The organism is uncultured Ruminococcus sp. (assembly GCF_947301925.1).
In the GTDB taxonomy this organism is placed as follows: Bacteria; Bacillota; Clostridia; order Oscillospirales; family Ruminococcaceae; genus Ruminococcus.
The window spans coordinates 551,053-569,717 of sequence record NZ_CAMYUE010000001.1 but is presented as its reverse complement, the minus strand read 5'-3'; the positions used below and the strand labels follow the sequence as shown (position 1 = coordinate 569,717).

The following is an 18,665-nucleotide window of genomic DNA, read 5'->3' as shown; positions in this document are numbered from 1 at the left end:
GTGTGATATCGCGGTATATATAAGAAGAAAGGTATTTCATATATGACATTTTTTCTGAAGAAAATGATGCGTAGCATCAAGAAATTCAAGGTACAGTTTATAGCTGCTTTTCTTATGTCGCTGCTTTCGGTAATGGTTTTTTCGGGACTTGAAGGCGCCTGGTACGGAATGAAGTATGAATTCGACAGGTTTATCGACAGTTCTGAATTGTCCGATGAGTGGGTAAGCGCCTTATACTTTACTCAGGATGATATAGATGCAATAAAGTGTATAAAAGGCGTTGACGAGTTGTCGCTGAGGACAAGGATCACCGCAATGGTTGAAAATGACGCCAATAAAACATCATACATTTCTCTCGATTCATATAATGATAACAATGAAGTATCAGGAGTTATCGTAGAAAGGGGAATGGCATACGACAGCGGCATTGAAGACGCTCTGTGGCTGGATTCAAAATATGCGGAGTGTAACGGCCTTGATATTGGTGACAGTATAGAAATAAGCTATAAGGAAACAGCGCTTGAGCTTAAAATAGTCGGACTTGTTCTTTCGTCGGAAAAGACCTATTATGTTGGTTCACAGGATTTTTATTCCCCTGATTACGAGATGTTCGGATACGGACTTGTCGGCATCAGCGTTAAAGAAAAGCTGGGCATAATGTATGACGGAAATATGGTGGATATAAAAGGCTGGGATTCCGAGGTGAAGAACTCCGTAAAGGATATCTTGCAGGACAGGTTCATCTCCTACTATAACAGAGATACTCAGCCAGAGATATCCAAGATGTTCAACCAGATCGGAAACCTTAAAAGATTATCGGTAATGTTTTCCGTACTCTTTATACTCCTTGCAATTCTTTCGATCAATACGACTATCAAGAGGCTTATCGACTCTCAGTCGTCTGATGTGTCCGTACTGAAAGCTCTGGGTTACTCTAACGGTACGCTCATGTGGTATTTTGCGCTGTATGGTTTGTTCATCAGTGTGCTTGGTACACTTGCGGGCTATCTGCTGTCATTCCCGTTTTCAAATATGATCATTAAAACACAGAAGGCGGTCTTTACCCTGCCCGAATGGTCTGTAAAGCATACCGCAACCGTTTTTGTGCTTATTATCTGTATTATTATTCTCTGTGTACTGACAGCTTTTCTTGCTTCCGGAAAGAGGCTTCAGGGACTTCCCGAGGAGCACAAGAACGAGAATACAAAGAGAAACGGCAGAATATTTATTGAAAGGTTCGCTTCTCTCTGGAATAAGACAGACTTCGGTTTTAGGTGGTCAATGCGCGACGCAGCCGGGCATAAAACAAGACTGATCATGGGTGTTATCAGTGTGTGCGGAAGTATAATGCTGCTTATGGCAAGCTTCGGAACTCCGGATGCGGTCACAGCTATGACAAACAGAGCATATGACGAAGAATTCACATATTCTTACAAAATAAAGCTTGAGCAGGGCGTAACGTTGGATGAGGCAGAGAAACTCCAGAACGAATATGAAGGCCAGCTTATGGAAATAGTTCCTGCATACACATATGTTAATGATGAAAAGGACGATGCAGAAAGCTATCTGGTAACTGTTTTTTCTGATGGTGAATATGTCAGTCTCAAAGATACAGAGGGCAGCCCACTTGATAAGGAAGGTATATATGTTACAGAGGGCATTGCGGAAGAACTTGAACTGAATGTGGGAGATACTGTATATCTTTCGCCATCATTGAATAATGATTACTTCAAATTCACCGTTGCAGGCTTTATCCATTCAAGTATGCCGCAGAGTTTTTATGTGAGCAGTAATGAGTGGGAAAAATCCGATATCGGATTTATGCCTTCATATCTTCTTGCAGGTGAGATCAACGATACCGACAAGCTTGAATTAGACAGCAGAGTTTCTCAGATCGTGACATCATCTCAGCAGAGGAATAATCTCGAAGACTTCAAGAATGTGCTTAACGGCGTTTTTTCTCTTATGAGAGTAATGGCTATTTTACTTGTTATGATCGTATTGTATAATCTCAGTACACTCAGCTTTATGGAAAGAACCAATGTATATAATACATTCAGGGTCTTGGGATTCCGCTTTTCAGAGCTTAGGAAGCTTGCATCTCTGGAGAATATACTTATACTGATAACAGGTATGCTTATAGGTATCCCTGCGGGCTTTAAGTTTCTTTCAGTGTACTGTAATACATTTTCCACGGACAGTCTCAAGATATATCCTGATATATCTGGTAAAAGTATAATTGTAGTTCTGCTGATTGTTATTATATGTACATTGATCACAACAGTTATGCTATCATGGAAGATCAGAAAGATCGACATGATAGAGGCTCTCAAGGCTAGAAGGCAGTGATGATATAATGTGTCTGTATTTTTTTAGTTCAGACACTTTATATATATTCCATTTTTATCCATGTTTCAAAATATCAAAAGCAGGAATCTCATGATTAACTTAAGGGATTCCTGCTTTTGATTATTATAATGGATTTTCTAGAAGTGATGTTAAAAAACACCTGAATTACAGTATACTGCAATTGAGGCGTTTTATTTATGGTGCGGATGACAGGACTTGAACCTGCACACCTCTCGGTATTAGAACCTAAATCTAACGTGTCTGCCAATTTCACCACATCCGCAATATTAAATTTTGTTGATTTTGTACAAACAGATGAGCTGCTTTATAATTCAATGACGTAGCGCGAACGAAATCTTGCGTGTCTGCCAATTTCACCACACCCGCATAAAACTAACAAATGTAATTATACACATTTTGGGCTTATTTGTCAAGTGAAACTTTAAAAGACCGGAGTGCAAGCGGAAAAGGCTTCAGAGAATTCTTCGATTGAAGCGTATCTCTCGGTGCGAGAGGGAGAGACAGCTTTAAGGACCACATCATACAGTTCGTCTGAGAGCGACCATTTATCGCGGGAGCATGGGATAAAAGCGGAGTTTTCATATCTTGCTGCAATATCTTCTTCGGTGAAGCTCCCGAAAAAATCGAATATAAGGGCGCCGAGAGTAAATACATTGGTGACCTGGTCGATAACAGCTCCCTTTATGTATTCCTCGGGAGCCTTCAGGCGTTTTGTGCCCCAATAGTCTGCGCCGACAGTGTTTACAACGGGAGCCTTTCTGAAAAGATCAATATCGCATATAGTAAGCTTGTCGGCGTTAAAATCATAGATAAGGCTTCCGTCATAGAAATCACAGGCAACATAGGACTTCTCTGCCGTATGCTCAAAAAATGAAAGGATATCCGACACAGCTGAAAGTTTTTTCATATCTGGAAGCTGTAAAAATCTTTCCCGTGGGGAGGGGATATTCTCAGCCTTGTATTTTTCAAAGTTCCAGTGATCGAACAGTCCCTCTCCCTCTGCCCAGTCGAAAACGGCAGCATAAAACTGTCCGTGGGGGAAGCAGTCGGCCAGTCGAATCAGATTCGGATGAGCAAGATCTCTGTATATCTGTACGGAGTCCCTGAGCATAGCCACTGATGTCTTCGGTGAGACCTCGGCTTCGATAGTATCGGCGCCTGCCACCTTGAGAAAGAACTTTTGGCCGTTCTTTTCAACTCCGAAGCATATACAGCCCGAGCCTGTTTCGTCTATAACGCTGAAAACCCGTCCTAAACCTTCTATCCACGAAAGATCATGGGGAGTTTTAAGTCTGTAGGTGATACCGTTTATGGTCTGTTTTATCATATAGCCTCCGAAAACAAAAGGAGGAGCGCAGCTCCTCCTTTCAATACATTTTTATTATTCTGTCTGAGCATTTGCAGCGAGTGCTTCCTCGGCAGCCTTGGCAGCTTCTGCAAGAGATGAGATCTCCTGTGCTTCCTGCTGAATGTTTTCCTGAACAGGAGCCTCAGCGGGAGCGGGAGCAGGTGCTGCTTCAGGAGCAGGAGCAGGTGCCTCTGCCTGAACGGGAGCCTCTGTATTAGGCTTTGGAGCAGCCTCTTCTTTGGCCTTCTTTTCAGCCGCTTCCTTTTCGGTGCGATCGCCCTTTGATTCGATATACAGATCGTCGTCAGCGATACTGCCCACAAATCTGAGCTGTTTTACAGGTATTCTCTTGAGGGGAGAATAGATGAAAGCCTTGCATGAATAATTCTGTTCAACGAGACCTCTTTTTTCGCAGAGAACTCTGTTGCCGTCCTTAGTTCTTTTTCCGTATGTGCAGTAATCGCACTTTGGATCGATCTTTTTATCGAAATATTTAGCTCCGCCCTGGAAAAATGAGAATAAACCCATTAATAATCACCTCAAAAATAAATCTAAAATAAGTATATCACAAATAAATTCTTTTGTCCAGTGATTTTTGAAAAATTATATATTTATTTGAAAAAACACTTTCTTCGTTGTTATAATTGCACAAAAGAAGTTGACTCTGACTGTTGCAATGGAACAGTTTTATTACTTGTAAAAGCACAAAACAACAGGATTTAGTATGTACTAACATCATAAGATTGACAATCTTGTGACAATGTGATAGAATATGAACAGCGGGGCAGGGGATTTATCTTCTGTTCGGCCGGTAAAAATTATTGTTTTCGGGCAGCAGGGTGCATACTCTGTTATCGGATGGCAGTTGAGCGATATACTTATTATATGGCAGATACTCTCCGTCCGTTTTTTCGGGCGGAGTTTTTTTGTTGACTGCCGTTTTTCTGCCTGTAAAGGAGGAGAAATGGAAAACAAGAGGATAGCGGTCGTAGCAATAGTCATTGACGAGCAGTCGGCTTCTGTGGAGGTCAATAATGTACTTCACGACCACAGTGACATTATTATCGGACGTATGGGAATTCCCTACAAGGAAAGAGGGATATCACTGATATCGGTGGCGCTTGACGCAGAGCCAGATGTCATAAGCAGTCTTACGGGAAGGCTCGGACAGATACAGGGAGTATCTGTCAAGGCTGCGATATCTAAAAAGTAAGGCTTGCTTATGTATAGGAATACAGAGAGGTGATATCATGCACAAGGTCTTTGGTACAAAGGAGAAAGCTGAGTATACTGACAGAGAAGGAGCCTATCTAATCCCTGTCCGTGGTGATAAGGTCGGGGTTATTCGCACTCCGAAGGGATATTTCTTTGTCGGCGGAGGAATTGAGAGCGGAGAGGCGCATATCAGCTGCATTGAAAGGGAATGTATGGAAGAAGCAGGTTATACGGTTTCCGTAAAGAAAAAGGTGTGCTCTGCGGAAACTTATTGCTACCATGATGAAATAGGCTTTTTTCACCCGATACAGACCTATTATGTCGGGGAAATGATCTCAAGGAAATCTGAATCCATGGAAAAGGATCATGAATTCCTGTGGATAAAATACGGAGATATCAAGGGCAGAATGTACTGGGAAATGCAGAACTGGGCTCTTGACATCATTTTTGAGAATTAAAAACGGAGGTAATATATATGTATGATGTAAAGTCATTAAAAGCGGAAGAATTTATAAATGATGAGGAGATACTGGCTACTTTAGAGTACGCCGACAAGAATAAGAACAACCGCGAACTCCTCGAGGAGATACTCGAAAAGGCAAAGCCGAGAAAAACAGGCAGAGGAGTAGAGTGCGCAGGACTTTCTCACCGTGAGGCAAGCGTGCTTCTTGCCTGTGATATCCCCGAGATGACCGAGAAGATGTACGAGCTTGCAAGAGAGATAAAGCAGGCCTTTTACGGCAACAGAATAGTAATGTTTGCTCCTCTTTATCTCTCAAATTACTGCGTTAACCAGTGCGTATACTGTCCCTATCATATGCAGAACAAGGAGATCCCCCGTAAGAAGCTGACCCAGGAGGAAGTCCGTCAGGAGGTCATTGCCCTTCAGGATATGGGACATAAGAGACTTGCCATAGAATCGGGCGAAGACCCTGTGAACAATCCTATCGAGTATATCCTCGAATGTATCGACACTATCTACTCCATCAAGCACAAAAACGGCGCTATACGCCGTGTAAACGTAAATATCGCAGCTACTACCGTTGAGAACTACCGCAGGCTCAAGGAAGCGGGCATCGGAACATATATCCTCTTCCAGGAGACCTACCACAAGGAGAGCTACGAGAAGCTCCACCCCGCAGGACCCAAGCATAACTATGCGTACCACACCGAGGCTATGGACAGAGCTATGGACGGTGGCATAGACGACGTTGGTCTGGGCGTTCTCTTCGGACTTGACAAGTACAGATACGAGTTCGCAGGCCTCCTCATGCACGCAGAGCACCTCGAAGCCGTTCACGGCGTAGGTCCGCATACCATCAGCGTTCCCCGTATAAGAAGGGCTGCTGACATTGATCCTTCCGTATTCGATAACGGTATCGACGATGATACATTCGCAAAGCTGGTTGCTTGTATCCGTATCGCTGTTCCTTACACAGGCATGATAATCTCCACCCGTGAGAGCGAAGCCTGCCGCGAAAAGGTTCTCGGCCTCGGCGTTTCACAGATATCGGGCGGATCAAGAACATCTGTAGGCGGCTATGCGGGATATACTCCCGAGGAGCGTCCCCACGATACAGAGCAGTTCGACGTATCCGACCAGCGTTCTCTTGACGAGGTAGTGAAGTGGCTCATGGACGGCGGCTATATCCCTTCGTTCTGCACAGCCTGCTATCGTGAAGGACGTACAGGCGACCGCTTTATGGCGCTTTGCAAGGTCGGCCAGATACAGAACTGCTGCCACCCCAATGCGCTCATGACACTTCAGGAGTATCTTTCGGACTATGCTTCACCCGAGACAAAGGCTGTCGGTGAGGCGCTTATCGCCAGGGAGATACTGAACGTTCCCGACGAAAAGCGCAGACAGCGTGCTATGGACTATCTTGACGAGATAAAGAACGGCGGCAAGCGCGATTTCAGATTCTGATATCAAAAGCCCTGCATTTGCAGGGCTTTTATATTTGACAAATCCGGTTCATTGTGCTACAATTGCATTGATAAACATATATTTACAGGAGGACAATACAAATGCTTGAAACACTTATGATATTAGCTGCGGCGATTCCGCAGACAGGTGATACTTTCCCCAAGGGCGTTCTCATCGGTATAATCATTGCCGCAGTGCTGCTGGCTGTAGGCTCGGCAGTTTTTGCCAAGAGAAAAGGCGGAGACGATGATGACGACGACGATGAGGAATGATGACATAGCCTGAGTACGGGATAAACCGCTCTCTGATATCATGTTATCCGCATACTACGGCAGCTGCTTATGCAGCTGCCGAAAGCTTATTATAGATTTTACGGAATGGAGTGAAAACCTATGAGACACAGAATCATCGCAGCACTGCTTACGGCAGCCGTATTTTGCACATCGGCTCCCGCAGCGGCTTTTGCAGAGGAAGACATTTCGGCCGAGCCTGCAAAAGAATACAAACTGAACACGGTCGTCGAACAGGACGGGATAAGATATTCAATATATTCGGTTGAGCCTCTCAGGTTTCAGGTGAAAAAATGCCTCTCCGATATGGACGAGATAGAGATCCCTGAGTCGGTTGACGATATCATTGTCGACAAGATAGGTGATTACTCCTTTGAGCATAATGAGAATATCATTTCCGTAAAGCTTCCTGATACTGTCCGCACTATAGGAAATCACGCTTTTTATTGCTGCGAAAATCTGAAAAACGTAAATATCCCCGAAAACCTTGAGTCCATAGAGTATCTCGGCTTCAGCAATTGCAACTCCATAAGCGGAATGAAGCTTAACAGAGGACTGAAGTCTGTGGGGAGCGCTGCGTTCCAGATGTGTGAAAGCGTTAATGCTCTTTCTATACCGGGGGGAGTAGAGGTGTTCCGCGACCATACTACCCATTTCATGTATGATCTCTACACTCTGCGGCTGTGCAGCGGCGTTAAGGAGATTGAAGCCACTGCCGCAGAGAATAATTACTTCCAGAAAAGAGTCATGATACCTCCTTCGGTCACAAAAATCGGGGATCACAGTATAGGCTATCTCTTCCAGAAGGGAGAGTATCAGGGCGTTAACGAAGCCAAGATATACGGAGTAAAGGGTTCCGCTGCGGAAAAGTATGCAAAGGAAAACGGTCTCGGCTTTGTTGAGTTTGATTTCATGTACGGAGACATCAACGCCGACGGCGATGTAAACGCAAATGACGCCTGTCTTGTGCTTGCGGAGTATGCAAGATCCGTTACCGATGATATGAAGTCGAGCTTTGACGAGGCACAGACCGCAAGAGCCGATGTGAACGACGATCTTGAGGTCAACGCGGTCGATGCCTGCGTGATACTATCGTACTATGCCTATATCTCCAGCGGAGGCGAACGTACCCCCGAGGAGTTCTTTTTCCTCAGCTGACCTACATATATAATGTATGAGGGGGGATATCAGTGGAGCTTTGCTTTGATGAACTGTGCAGGAAGGAAGTCATAGATATGACCTCCGGCGAGCGGCTGGGCTATATAGACGATATACAGCTGGATATCATCAGCGGCAGAGTGCGTTCCCTTGTGATATTCGGCGGAGCAAGGCTTTTCGGCCTGCTTGGCAGGATCGAGGATACTGTTCTCACCTGCGATCAGATAAGGGTGGTCGGCGACGATGTTATCCTTGTGGAGCGTTCGGAGACCGCTTCCGGGACGAAGTTTACAAAAAAAGATAGAAATCCGCTTTCAAGTTTGTTGAAATAGATATCGCGAAAAGGCTTGAAAAAAAGTGTGGAAAATGATATAATATTAAGGCAATTCGCACGCCTGTTCTTTCGGCGGTTGGTGCGCAGATGTCTGTGTTGCTGCCGAGTTAAGTCGGGCGGAGGATTAATATAACCAATTTTAAGGAGGACTACACCATGGGAGTAGTATCAATGAAGCAGCTTCTTGAAGCAGGCGTTCACTTCGGACACCAGACGAGAAGATGGAACCCGAAAATGGCACCGTACATTTTCACAGAGAGAAACGGCATTTACATCATCGACCTTCAGAAGACCGTAAAGAAGCTTGAGGAAGCTTATATGTTCGTTCGCGACATCGCTTCACAGGGCGGCGAGGTACTTTTCGTAGGTACAAAGAAGCAGGCAGGCGATTCCGTTAAGGAAGAGGCTACAAGAGCAGGCGCTCACTTCGTAAATGCAAGATGGCTGGGCGGTATGCTCACAAACTTCAAGACAATCCAGACAAGAATCAAGAGACTTGAGCAGCTCCACGCTATGGAAGAGGACGGCACATTCGCTCTTCTCCCCAAGAAGGAAGTTGTTAAGCTCAACCTTGAGATAGAGAAGCTCGAGAAGTTCCTCGGCGGTATCAAGACAATGAAGAAGCTCCCCGCAGCACTCTTCATCGTAGACCCCCGCAAGGAAAAGATCGCTGTAGCTGAGGCTAAGAAGCTCAACATCCCCATCGTTGCTATCGTTGATACAAACTGCGATCCCGATGAGGTTGATTACGTTATCCCCGGCAACGACGACGCTATCAGAGCTGTAAAGCTCATCGCCGGCACTATCGCTAACGCTGTTATCGAAGGCAGACAGGGCGATGACACAGCTGCTGCCGAGGCTCAGGAGGCTCCCGCAGAGGAAGCTGCTGAGGAGACAGCTGAGGCTGACGCTGAATAATCATTAACAATGGAACAATCAAAAACCCGAACTAACACTTCGGGTTTTTGCGGATATAATAATAAATAGGAGGTAATCACAATGGGAAAGGTTTCCGTTGCAGAAATTAAAGAACTCATGAAGTCCACAGGCGTTGGTATGATGGACTGTAAGAAGGCTCTCGAAGAGAACGATGGCGATATGGACAAGGCTATCGAGTTCCTCAGAGAAAAAGGTCTCGCTACACAGGCTAAGAAGAGCGGCAGAGCTGCTGCCGAGGGCGTAGTTACAGCTGTTGTAAACGGCGAGGTTGGCGTTCTCCTCGAAGTAAACACTGAGACTGACTTCGCTGCTAACACAGACGATATCAGAAACTTCGTTGCTAACGTAGCAAATACGATCATCGAAAAGAATCCTGCTGACGTTGAGGCTCTCAAGGAGATGCAGATCAGCGGCGGCAGCAATACAGTAGGCGAGGTTCTTACAGAGCTCGCAGGCATGAAGATCCGTGAGAACATCGTTATCCGTCGTTTCGTAAGACTCGAGGGCAAGCTTGCTTCCTATATCCACAATGGCGGCAGCATCGGCGTTCTCGTAAAGATGGATACAGATCTTGCTGCTGATCAGGTAGCTTCTATCGGTAAGGACGTAGCTATGCAGTCCGCTGCACTTAACGCTCCCTATGTAAGAAGAGAGGACGTTCCTGCTGAGGTTATCGAGAACGAGAAGAAGATCATGCTTGCTCAGATGGCTGAGGATCCCAAGATGGCTTCAAAGCCCGAGCAGGTTCGCGTTAAGATCGTTGAGGGCAAGGTAGGCAAGTATTACAGCGAGAACTGCCTCCTTGAGCAGGCATTCGTTAAGGACGACAAGATGAGCGTTCAGGGTTACGTTGACGCTGAGGCTAAGAAGCTGGGCGGTTCTATCAAGGTAACAGACGTAGTTCGTTACGAGCGCGGCGAGGGTGTTGAGAAGAAGGAAGACAACCTTGCTGACGAGATCGCTAAGATGATCAAGTAATCAGACTATATCAGGCGGCAGCGATGCAGATCGCTGCCGTTTTTTATTTGTTTGAATATTATTATACAATTTTTCCACAGTCATGAGCCTGTGTTGTTGTCAGATGTTACAATAATACAGGCTTTTTTTCGTAGGGTTTTCCCTTGAAGTAATTGACAAAATATGATATAATAGTTTTAATTGGATAATATACTCAGAATAAAGAGGTATTGATATATGAACTCAAATATAAGCAGACTTGCTGATTCTGTCGGCAGAGTTATCGTCGGAAAGAACGATACGGTCATAAAGCTCATCGCCGCACTTCTCTGCGAGGGACACGTTCTCCTGGAGGACGTCCCCGGCGTAGGCAAGACGCAGCTGATAACTGCGCTTTCACGCTCAATAGGCGGTAAGTTCAACCGTATACAGCTTACTCCCGATGTTATGCCGTCGGATATCGCAGGTTTTACAATGCTTGATTCCGTCAAAGGAGAATTTGTTTACCGCGACGGCGCGGTAATGTGCAATTTTCTCCTTGCCGATGAGATAAACCGTGCTTCGCCGAAGGTACAGTCCGCCCTCCTTGAGGCTATGGAGGAGCGTCAGATAAGCCTTGACGGAGTTACCCACAAGCTGCCGAGACCTTTTCTGGTAATGGCTACACAGAATCCCGTTGAAACATACGGTACCTTCCATCTCCCCGAGGCTCAGATGGACAGATTTTTCATGAAGCTGTCCATGGGTTATCCCACACCCGAGGAGGAACTGAGGATACTGGAGAGGACTGAGAGCCATAACCCTATTGTTAATATAACCGAGCCTGTTATGCACGTTGACGATGTTGCTCAGATGCAGGAGGACGTCAAGGGCGTGAGAGTCACCGATGAGGTAAAGGCCTACATCGTTAATATCGTTGGCTCCACTCGTCAGGACAGAAATACCATACTTGGTATAAGTCCCCGCGGAAGCATAGCGCTCTTCAAGGCTGCAAAGGCCTATGCCTACATCTATGACAGAGAGTATGTAACTCCCGATGATGTCAAGAATACAGCAGTTTCCGTGCTTGCACACAGAATAATCCTCTCTCCTCAGGGCAAGACCGCCTTCGGAACAGGAGAGGCCTATATAGAAAATGTTCTCAGGACCTGTCAGGTCCCCGCAATGAACAGATGAGCAAGTACATCAAAAGCATCGTCAGTGTTCTTGCGGTGGCATTCCTCGTCTATATATTCACCTTTTATGTAGACGGCGAAATGGGAATAATCCTCCTTGCGTTTGTGATGTTCGCACCGCTGGTATCACTGTTTTTCGTGCTGTATGGGCGGAAAAAGGTGAAGGTAAGCTTTACCTGTGATGCTTATGTGCCGAAGGGAAGCAAGCTTACCGTTAAGATCACGGTGAATAAGTCAGGCTCCCTTCCTACTTCTATAGTGGAGATAGTTCCGTATGCTACGGAGATATTCGACCGGAAGATAAGATCACGCAAGCTTACGATGCTGAATGAGAAGAAAAAGAGCTTTACCGTTGATTTTGACGCTCTGACAGGCGGAAACGGCGAGGTGGGTATAAAGGCAGTGTATTCCTGCGGATTTCTGGGATTTCTGAAGTTCCCCGTAAAGACTCCGCTGCCGCAGCCTGTATCTGTGGGCGTTATACCTCAGATCCCCGATATAAAGGCATCATCACAGCTTTTCCGTTCCATCGCCGACGTAGTGCTTACTACGGATCAGGACGAGGAGAACGATACAGCCATGATGTTCTCGGCAAACACCTCTCCCGGATATGAGCACAGAGAATACGAACAGGGCGATCCCCTGAAGCGTATCAACTGGAAGCTCTCGTCGAAAAAGGGCAAGCTGATGGTGCGTCTTGATGAGGCGGTAGCCTCTGTTCAGCCTGTGCTGGTCCTCGACCTGTACAGAAGAGCGGAAGTTCCTGCTGAAATGGCGGTAATGGGTGAGGAAAAGCTTATCCGATCGGTATTCGGTCTGCTTGACCTTCTTGTAAAGCAGGGCATAGCCTGTACCTTCATATATCGTACAAGCTCCGGCGAGACTGTCAGCGAGAGCGTGGATAATCCCGATTATCCCGATCAGCTTCTGCTGAAGGTGCTTGCCGCAAAGGTAGTGCCCGCCAGAAGAACAGATATATCCCAGAGCGGCAGTCAGATGTGCGCCTGCATAATCGCCACCACCGACGCCTCGGGCGACTTCGGAGCGATAACGCAGCACATTGAAAGCCCAGATAACGTAAGTATCCTCGGACTTTCTCCCTCAACGCCCAATTCGACTTCGCTGCAAATGTGGTATCTTGATGAGGATAATAATTTCAAACCGGTATAAATAATGAAAGAAACCAATAAAGAACGATTAAGTCTGAAAAGCTTCCTGCTGAGGACCTTTACCGACCCTGTACTGTGGTATACAGTGCTGATAATGGTATCGCTGATGTTCCACTTCCGCAACAGGGACAAGGAGGACGAACAGGGATATCTCTTTGCAGCAGGCTTCGGAGCGGTGACTCTTGTTGTCAGCTGGCTGCTTTTCAGGGTCTTTGATTTTATGCAGAAGCACCATTTCACGGGCTTTTTCGCATATGCCGCCACGGTGGGAGCATTCGGCCTTGCCGTGCGGATCTCACTTAATATAGGTCAGGAAAACTATCCTATCACATGGATGCTGTGGTTCCTGACGCCTCAGGATTCGCTGGAATACAATTTCTGGTTCGCAGTGGCGTTTTTCCTGCTTTTCCTGATATTCATGGCCTCGGTCATCTATTACTTCACAAGGGTGAGGTACAGGATATTCATGAACTTTCTCATCTTCATCATCCCTTTCGTGATATATGGTAAGGAATACGAGAAGATGCCTACTCTGCTGATAATACTGCTTGCAGTAGGGTACATCCTGCTGATGGTGTATTATCGACAGCTTACGGACAGCGAGAACAGCGAGTTCATCGGACGCAGAAGGTCGTGGAAGCCCATTGCGGTCTACGCTGTCATATTTGCAGCAGTTGCCGCACTTTTCCCAAAGCCCGTCATCGAGGCGGACAGAACTACCCTTGAGACCATGATCAGCGCCGATACCCTTACGGAGAAGCTCAACGATATGCTGAACGTATTCCGTAACACTACGGGCGGACAGCGCTTCAGCGGTGATATCAGGACTATCAATCTGTATGAGGCAAACTCTAAGGACGATCTTCACCTGAAAATGTCATCGTATTCCACCTATGATTTCGATGAGGACACATGGTCAACAAACGATATTGACCTGTATTACGGACAGAAGGTGGACAAGGCGCCTCTCAATATCGGCTCTCCCATGGGACTTGCGGACGCATTTCTCAAGGCGGCCTCTTTGGATGAGGATTATGCCGAGAAATACGGTCTTACAGAGTATCTTGAGGAGGGACTTGCCGAGCCCGAGCTCCGTACGGTCACTATCTATACGGTCATCGGTGCCAGCGGCCTGAGCGAAGCCTATGACATGGCGCCAGTACCGCAGAATGCCGTGACAATGACACAATGTACCAAAATAGGGCAGATGTCAAGGCTTTCTGGCGGAACAGTATGCTCCATAGGCTCCGATTTCAGCAGCAGCGAGCGATTTTCCTTTGAGTACAGTGCCGATACATTCTTTGACAGCAGAAGGAACAGGGAGTTCGTGGAAAAGCTTTCAAAGTATGATTACAAGCAGCTTCTGGAGGATACCGAGAGCGTTCTCTACTGGAACGGCTCCTATGACAGCAACGATGCAGCTTACGAGTATCTCAGGGTAGATTACAAATACTATGATGATTATGAGGACGTGCTCCTTGACTACGGCAATAACAGGCGGATCAAGAAGCTGGCCGATAAGCTCACAGAGAATGCTGATTCTGATTACGAAAAGGCAAGGATACTCGAGAAGTATTTCTACAACAACGATTACACCTATGACCTTGGCTACAGAAAAGACAAGGGCGAAAACGCAGAGGACTTCATCTTTGAGACAAAAAGAGGAGTCTGCTATGAATATGCTACGGCTATGGTGCTTCTTGCAAGAGCCGCAGGTATCCCCGCAAGATACTGCGAAGGCTACAACATGAACAACAAGGTCGACGGTATAATTAATGATAATACCAATTATATTGTTACTACCAAGGAAGCTCACGGTTTCCCGCAGCTCTATATCAAGGGCTACGGCTGGATGGATTTTGAGCCTACCATTACAGACGAGGTCGTGAACAGAGGTAACATGACTGCTACCAATATGCTTTCACGGGCAGGACTTATGATCCTTGCGGGAGCATTACTGGTTCTTTTGGGCTCATTGCTGTATCCTGTCGTTTCGCATAAGCTCTTTGTACGCAGGGCTGCGAGAAAGGACGCAGGATATGTGGTAAGGAACGCGATGCATAGAATATGCAAGCTATATGATATAGAAGATGTTAACACCTCAGCGGAGGCGGCCGTGCTTGTACGGGAAAAGACGGGTATCGACATATCAGAAACAGCCGTGCTTTTCGACAGAGTCGTTTACGGTGAGGAGGAACTCGGTGAGAGTGAGAAAAACAGTGCTCTGAGCGACTATATAACAGCTTATAAGGCACTGGGGGAATCCAGAAAAAGAAGGGGCATAACAAACCGACAAAACTGAATGGAGGTTAATTATGCGAACTGCAAAAGAAAACGGAATAATTCGGCTCCTGCTGACATTCCTGATTGTTTTCGGAGTGCTGGCGGGAGCGTACAGACCAGCTCAGACGGCTAATGCTGCCGAGGATTTCCGCCTCTGGAGGCAGATGGACAGCCGCTGGGGAAACACAGCCATTGGCGGCTCAACCGTGCGCCGATCGGGCTGCTACATCACTTCCATAGCGATGGTAGCGGTAGCTTCCGGCGCAAGAACTACAGACAAATTCGATCCCGGAGTGTTTGCGAAGCAGCTCAATAGTATCGGAGCCTTCAACTCGTCGGGCGGACTCAGCTCATGGGCGTCTGTAAACAAGGTAGTCAATGAGATAAGCATTTCTTCTGCAAACCTCAATTTCAAATCATCTGACCAGAAGGGCAAGGCCGCCGAGATAAAGGCGGCACTTGACAAGGGCTCATATGTGATATGCAACGTGGGCGGTCACTGGGTATACGTTGACGGCGTCATAGGCAATGACGTATATATGGCTGATCCGGCCAAGGACGATATACTCATGTTCAAGGCCTACAACAACGCTAATATCACTGTGTATCAGCTACTTAAAGGCAAGAATCCCTACAGCGGCTTCACGCCTCTCGGAGCTGAAGTCACTACAACAACTACTACCACAACTTCAACAACGACCACTACCACATCTACAACAACTACAACCACAACAACTACAACCACAACAACTACAACCACAACAGTCACTACCACTGCGAAGGCTGCTTCAACAACAAAGGCAGCGGCATCGACTGCAAAGAATGCTCCTGCTTCTACAACTGTGACAGTGACATACTGCAAGGGCGAGTATTACTGTCCCGACAGCAGTACCGTCAAGGTATTTGCCGAGGACGACAGCAAGACAGCTGCGGCTGTGCTTGAGAAAGGCAATATAGTTGATGTTATCGGCGTAAGCGGCGATATGGGACAGATAATGATAGACGGCAGGAAGTGCCGCGTAAGGCTGTCCGAGCTTGAATACGCAGGCGCTTCAAAGAAGCTTGTGGTGGGAGATATCAACAATGACGGTGCTTTCGATACATACGATCTTGCTCTGATAAACGAATATATAATAAGCCGTTCAAGGCTTCCCGAAGGCGTTTCCGTGCTTACCAAATCGGAGGTTGCCGCGGCGGATATTAGCGGCGACGGTAATATAGACAATACTGATGTGCTCATGTATCTCATGCGCATCTGCAATTAAGGAGAACTTTTACTGATGGAATGGACAGAAGTCAACATCTACACAACAACCGAAGGAATTGAGCTTCTCTGCTCTAAGCTGACGGATATAGGCATTAAGGGCTTTTCCATAAAGGATCCCGAGGATTTCAAGGAGTTCCTTGAAAACAAGAACGGTCAGTGGGACTACATTGACGAGGATCTTCTGGGACTTTCCGAGTGCGAGACCTGTATCACGGTATATATACCCTCAAACGGACAGGGCGCAGAGATGCTCATTGCCATAAAATCCATGCTTTCCGAAATGAAGGCGGCTGACAAGGACGGCCTTTACGGCAGGCTTGAAGCAGAGATGACAAGTATCCGCGAGGAGGACTGGGCAAATAACTGGAAGCAGTATTTCAAGCCCTTCAAGGTGGGGGAGAAGCTGGTCATCAAGCCCTCATGGGAGGAGTACGACAACAGCGACGGAAGGATCATCCTTGAGATAGATCCTGCGTCCAGCTTCGGAACAGGCAAGCATCACACCACAAGACTCTGTCTGGAAGTGCTGGAGAAGTACCTCAATAAGGGAGACAAGCTCCTTGATATGGGCTGCGGAAGCGGTATACTCTCCATAGGAGCAATGCTGCTGGGCGCAGGAAGCGCCGTTGCGGTGGATATTGAGGAGAACGCGGCGGCAACCGCTCTGGAGAACGCCGTCAAGAACAATATTCCCGTGGAGAAGTACAGGACCTACTTCGGCAATATCCTCACTGACGAGAAGCTTGCCGACGAGATCGACGATAAGTATGATATCATAGCGGCAAACATCGTTGCAGATGTACTCATCGCCATGAAGGAAAGCTTCCTTAGATACCTTAAAAAAGGCGGTATCCTTATAGTTTCCGGTATCATAGAGGAGCGTATGGACGAGGTCATTGACGCTCTGAAGTCCGTAGGCTTCACAGACCCCGAGCCCGAGATCCGCGAGGGCTGGGCAGCAGTCAAATTCACAGTTTAATATTATGCTAAGCATATATTTATATTATTCATAAGGAGAATAGAAAATGGGACTTTTCAAGAAGAAGAACAATCAGAAGGAAGAAGCGGCAGCAGCTGCGGCAGCAGCAGATCCCAAGGACGGGATGAAGAAAATGGTGCTTGACGAGCTGAATGCAAAGCTCAACGGCACACTTTATGATGACTGCGTTATTATGCCCCACGGCTTTACCATCGACGTGCAGGTGGGCAGACTGGAGGACGCTGATGATATCAAGGTACTTCAGATAATATTCATCGTAAGACATGATGATTTCGACGAGCCTCTCATAGAGCCTGTTGACGCACAGGGCAGATCCGAGGAGGAGGCTGCAAAGATGGCTGTTGATATTTTCAACGGCGGAGTATGGCACCCCCTCGATCAGAGCATGACCAAGAAGAACCCTCAGCATATCTCTGTGGACTTCCTGAGACAGCACTATGATTTCGATATGTACTGCCAGTCCGTTGTAAGGATAGGCGTAAAGGACAAGCAGCCCACCATGCTGGTGAACTTCATCGGTCAGGAGATACCCAAGTATCTCGGCTCCAAGAAGTATTACTGGCTGAGGATATACCTTGCAAAGTATAAGGAGAAGCAGATCATAGAGGTACGCCTGAACGGCTCCGTACTGGTAGAGCTTCCCAAGTATTTCAAGGAATACGTTGAGAAAGAGATGAGCGCTGACGATACTTTCGTTTCCGAGAAGCAGTACGCTATCTTTGTTCAGCGTGAAGAGGATCAGTGCCCCTTCGACAAGGAGCTTGTAATGTCAGCTGCAAAGGAGACCATCACTTCTATGGTTGCCATCAGATCCAAAGAGGAATACATTGAAATGTCCAAGAAGCTTGAGGAGCTTACAGGCGGCGACAAGAATCTTGCAGCAGAGATCAGGGTGTTTATCCCCGAGATCTTCGCAAAGCTCACTCTCGGCTACCGCGAGGGAGACAGCCTCTTCCTCCTGGAGGGAGAAGGCGACGAGCAGCAGAGCATAGAGTTCAAGAAAACACAGCTCCGCTCATATTTCTACCTTCAGCAGGCTGTTCTCGAGTACCTGAGCACAAAGCCCTCACAGGAGGACGTTTCACGCATCGTTACCAACAGCGTAGCGTTCAGAGAGCTTAGAAAGGCTCTTGAAACTGCCAAGGAAAACGATAAGGAGCTCAAGCCCGACGATCTCTATGTACCCGGTACATCTTACAAGATCGGCCACGAGGGATACAGAGTCTGGTAAAA

17 protein-coding genes and 1 tRNA gene are annotated in these 18,665 nt (G+C 46.8%); 15 read left to right on the top strand and 3 right to left on the bottom strand.

Annotation, left to right across the window (positions count from 1 at the left end; all coding sequences use genetic code 11):
- The first annotated feature begins 42 nt into the window (after nucleotides 1-42).
- On the top strand, nucleotides 43-2,349 hold the full coding sequence (locus tag Q0Y65_RS02720) for an ABC transporter permease (protein WP_297956595.1): 2,307 nt from the start codon (nucleotides 43-45) through the stop codon (nucleotides 2,347-2,349).
- A 198-nt stretch (nucleotides 2,350-2,547) separates the two neighbouring features.
- On the opposite strand, the gene Q0Y65_RS02715 is transcribed toward Q0Y65_RS02720, so the two are convergent.
- From Q0Y65_RS02715 to Q0Y65_RS02705, 3 genes are all read right to left on the bottom strand, one after another.
- Nucleotides 2,548-2,632: transfer RNA gene (locus Q0Y65_RS02715), tRNA-Leu, on the bottom strand.
- 159 nt (nucleotides 2,633-2,791) lie between these two features.
- Nucleotides 2,792-3,697, bottom strand: a complete 906-nt coding sequence (locus Q0Y65_RS02710) for a protein kinase domain-containing protein (RefSeq protein ID WP_297956592.1) — start codon at nucleotides 3,695-3,697, stop codon at nucleotides 2,792-2,794.
- Between the two features lie 54 nt (nucleotides 3,698-3,751).
- On the bottom strand, nucleotides 3,752-4,246 hold the full coding sequence (locus Q0Y65_RS02705) for a hypothetical protein (protein ID WP_297956589.1): 495 nt from the start codon (nucleotides 4,244-4,246) through the stop codon (nucleotides 3,752-3,754).
- A 436-nt stretch (nucleotides 4,247-4,682) separates the two neighbouring features.
- Between Q0Y65_RS02705 and Q0Y65_RS02700 the strand changes: the two genes are divergently transcribed.
- The 14 genes from Q0Y65_RS02700 (at nucleotide 4,683) to Q0Y65_RS02635 (ending at nucleotide 18,663) form a co-directional block, all read left to right on the top strand.
- The gene (locus Q0Y65_RS02700) at nucleotides 4,683-4,931 is read left to right on the top strand and encodes a TM1266 family iron-only hydrogenase system putative regulator (protein ID WP_297956586.1); all 249 of its coding nucleotides are present in this window, start codon (nucleotides 4,683-4,685) and stop codon (nucleotides 4,929-4,931) included.
- 37 nt (nucleotides 4,932-4,968) lie between these two features.
- Nucleotides 4,969-5,391 carry an NUDIX domain-containing protein gene (locus Q0Y65_RS02695; protein WP_297956583.1) on the top strand — a complete coding sequence of 141 codons (423 nt, stop codon included), beginning with the start codon at nucleotides 4,969-4,971 and terminating at the stop codon, nucleotides 5,389-5,391.
- Between the two features lie 17 nt (nucleotides 5,392-5,408).
- Nucleotides 5,409-6,860, top strand: coding sequence for a [FeFe] hydrogenase H-cluster radical SAM maturase HydG (gene hydG / locus Q0Y65_RS02690; RefSeq protein WP_297956581.1), 1,452 nt, complete (start codon nucleotides 5,409-5,411; stop codon nucleotides 6,858-6,860).
- Between the two features lie 101 nt (nucleotides 6,861-6,961).
- A complete protein-coding gene (locus Q0Y65_RS02685) occupies nucleotides 6,962-7,132 on the top strand; it encodes an LPXTG cell wall anchor domain-containing protein (protein WP_297956578.1) in 171 nt (56 codons plus the stop codon).
- A gap of 120 nt (nucleotides 7,133-7,252) precedes the next feature.
- Nucleotides 7,253-8,308 carry a leucine-rich repeat protein gene (locus tag Q0Y65_RS02680; RefSeq protein ID WP_297956575.1) on the top strand — a complete coding sequence of 352 codons (1,056 nt, stop codon included), beginning with the start codon at nucleotides 7,253-7,255 and terminating at the stop codon, nucleotides 8,306-8,308.
- Nucleotides 8,309-8,340: 32 nt separating this feature from the next.
- Nucleotides 8,341-8,640 (top strand): YlmC/YmxH family sporulation protein, encoded by a 300-nt coding sequence (locus tag Q0Y65_RS02675; RefSeq protein ID WP_297956572.1) that lies wholly within the window; start codon nucleotides 8,341-8,343, stop codon nucleotides 8,638-8,640.
- Nucleotides 8,641-8,798: 158 nt separating this feature from the next.
- The gene (gene rpsB, locus Q0Y65_RS02670; RefSeq protein ID WP_297956569.1) at nucleotides 8,799-9,560 is read left to right on the top strand and encodes a 30S ribosomal protein S2; all 762 of its coding nucleotides are present in this window, start codon (nucleotides 8,799-8,801) and stop codon (nucleotides 9,558-9,560) included.
- A gap of 81 nt (nucleotides 9,561-9,641) precedes the next feature.
- Nucleotides 9,642-10,559 (top strand): translation elongation factor Ts, encoded by a 918-nt coding sequence (gene tsf, locus Q0Y65_RS02665; RefSeq protein WP_297956567.1) that lies wholly within the window; start codon nucleotides 9,642-9,644, stop codon nucleotides 10,557-10,559.
- 216 nt (nucleotides 10,560-10,775) lie between these two features.
- On the top strand, nucleotides 10,776-11,714 hold the full coding sequence (locus tag Q0Y65_RS02660; RefSeq protein ID WP_297956565.1) for a MoxR family ATPase: 939 nt from the start codon (nucleotides 10,776-10,778) through the stop codon (nucleotides 11,712-11,714).
- The gene (locus tag Q0Y65_RS02655) at nucleotides 11,711-12,883 is read left to right on the top strand and encodes a DUF58 domain-containing protein (RefSeq protein ID WP_297956562.1); all 1,173 of its coding nucleotides are present in this window, start codon (nucleotides 11,711-11,713) and stop codon (nucleotides 12,881-12,883) included. Before Q0Y65_RS02660 ends, Q0Y65_RS02655 begins: the two co-directional genes overlap by 4 nt.
- 3 nt (nucleotides 12,884-12,886) lie before the next feature.
- On the top strand, nucleotides 12,887-15,184 hold the full coding sequence (locus Q0Y65_RS02650; protein ID WP_297956559.1) for a transglutaminase domain-containing protein: 2,298 nt from the start codon (nucleotides 12,887-12,889) through the stop codon (nucleotides 15,182-15,184).
- 13 nt (nucleotides 15,185-15,197) lie between these two features.
- Nucleotides 15,198-16,430, top strand: a complete 1,233-nt coding sequence (locus Q0Y65_RS02645; RefSeq protein ID WP_297956556.1) for a dockerin type I repeat-containing protein — start codon at nucleotides 15,198-15,200, stop codon at nucleotides 16,428-16,430.
- 15 nt (nucleotides 16,431-16,445) lie between these two features.
- Complete coding sequence (gene prmA / locus Q0Y65_RS02640) at nucleotides 16,446-17,411, top strand: 50S ribosomal protein L11 methyltransferase (RefSeq protein ID WP_297956552.1); 966 nt, start codon at nucleotides 16,446-16,448, stop codon at nucleotides 17,409-17,411.
- Nucleotides 17,412-17,457: 46 nt separating this feature from the next.
- Nucleotides 17,458-18,663 (top strand): DUF6348 family protein, encoded by a 1,206-nt coding sequence (locus Q0Y65_RS02635; protein ID WP_297956548.1) that lies wholly within the window; start codon nucleotides 17,458-17,460, stop codon nucleotides 18,661-18,663.
- Nucleotides 18,664-18,665 lie beyond the last annotated feature (2 nt).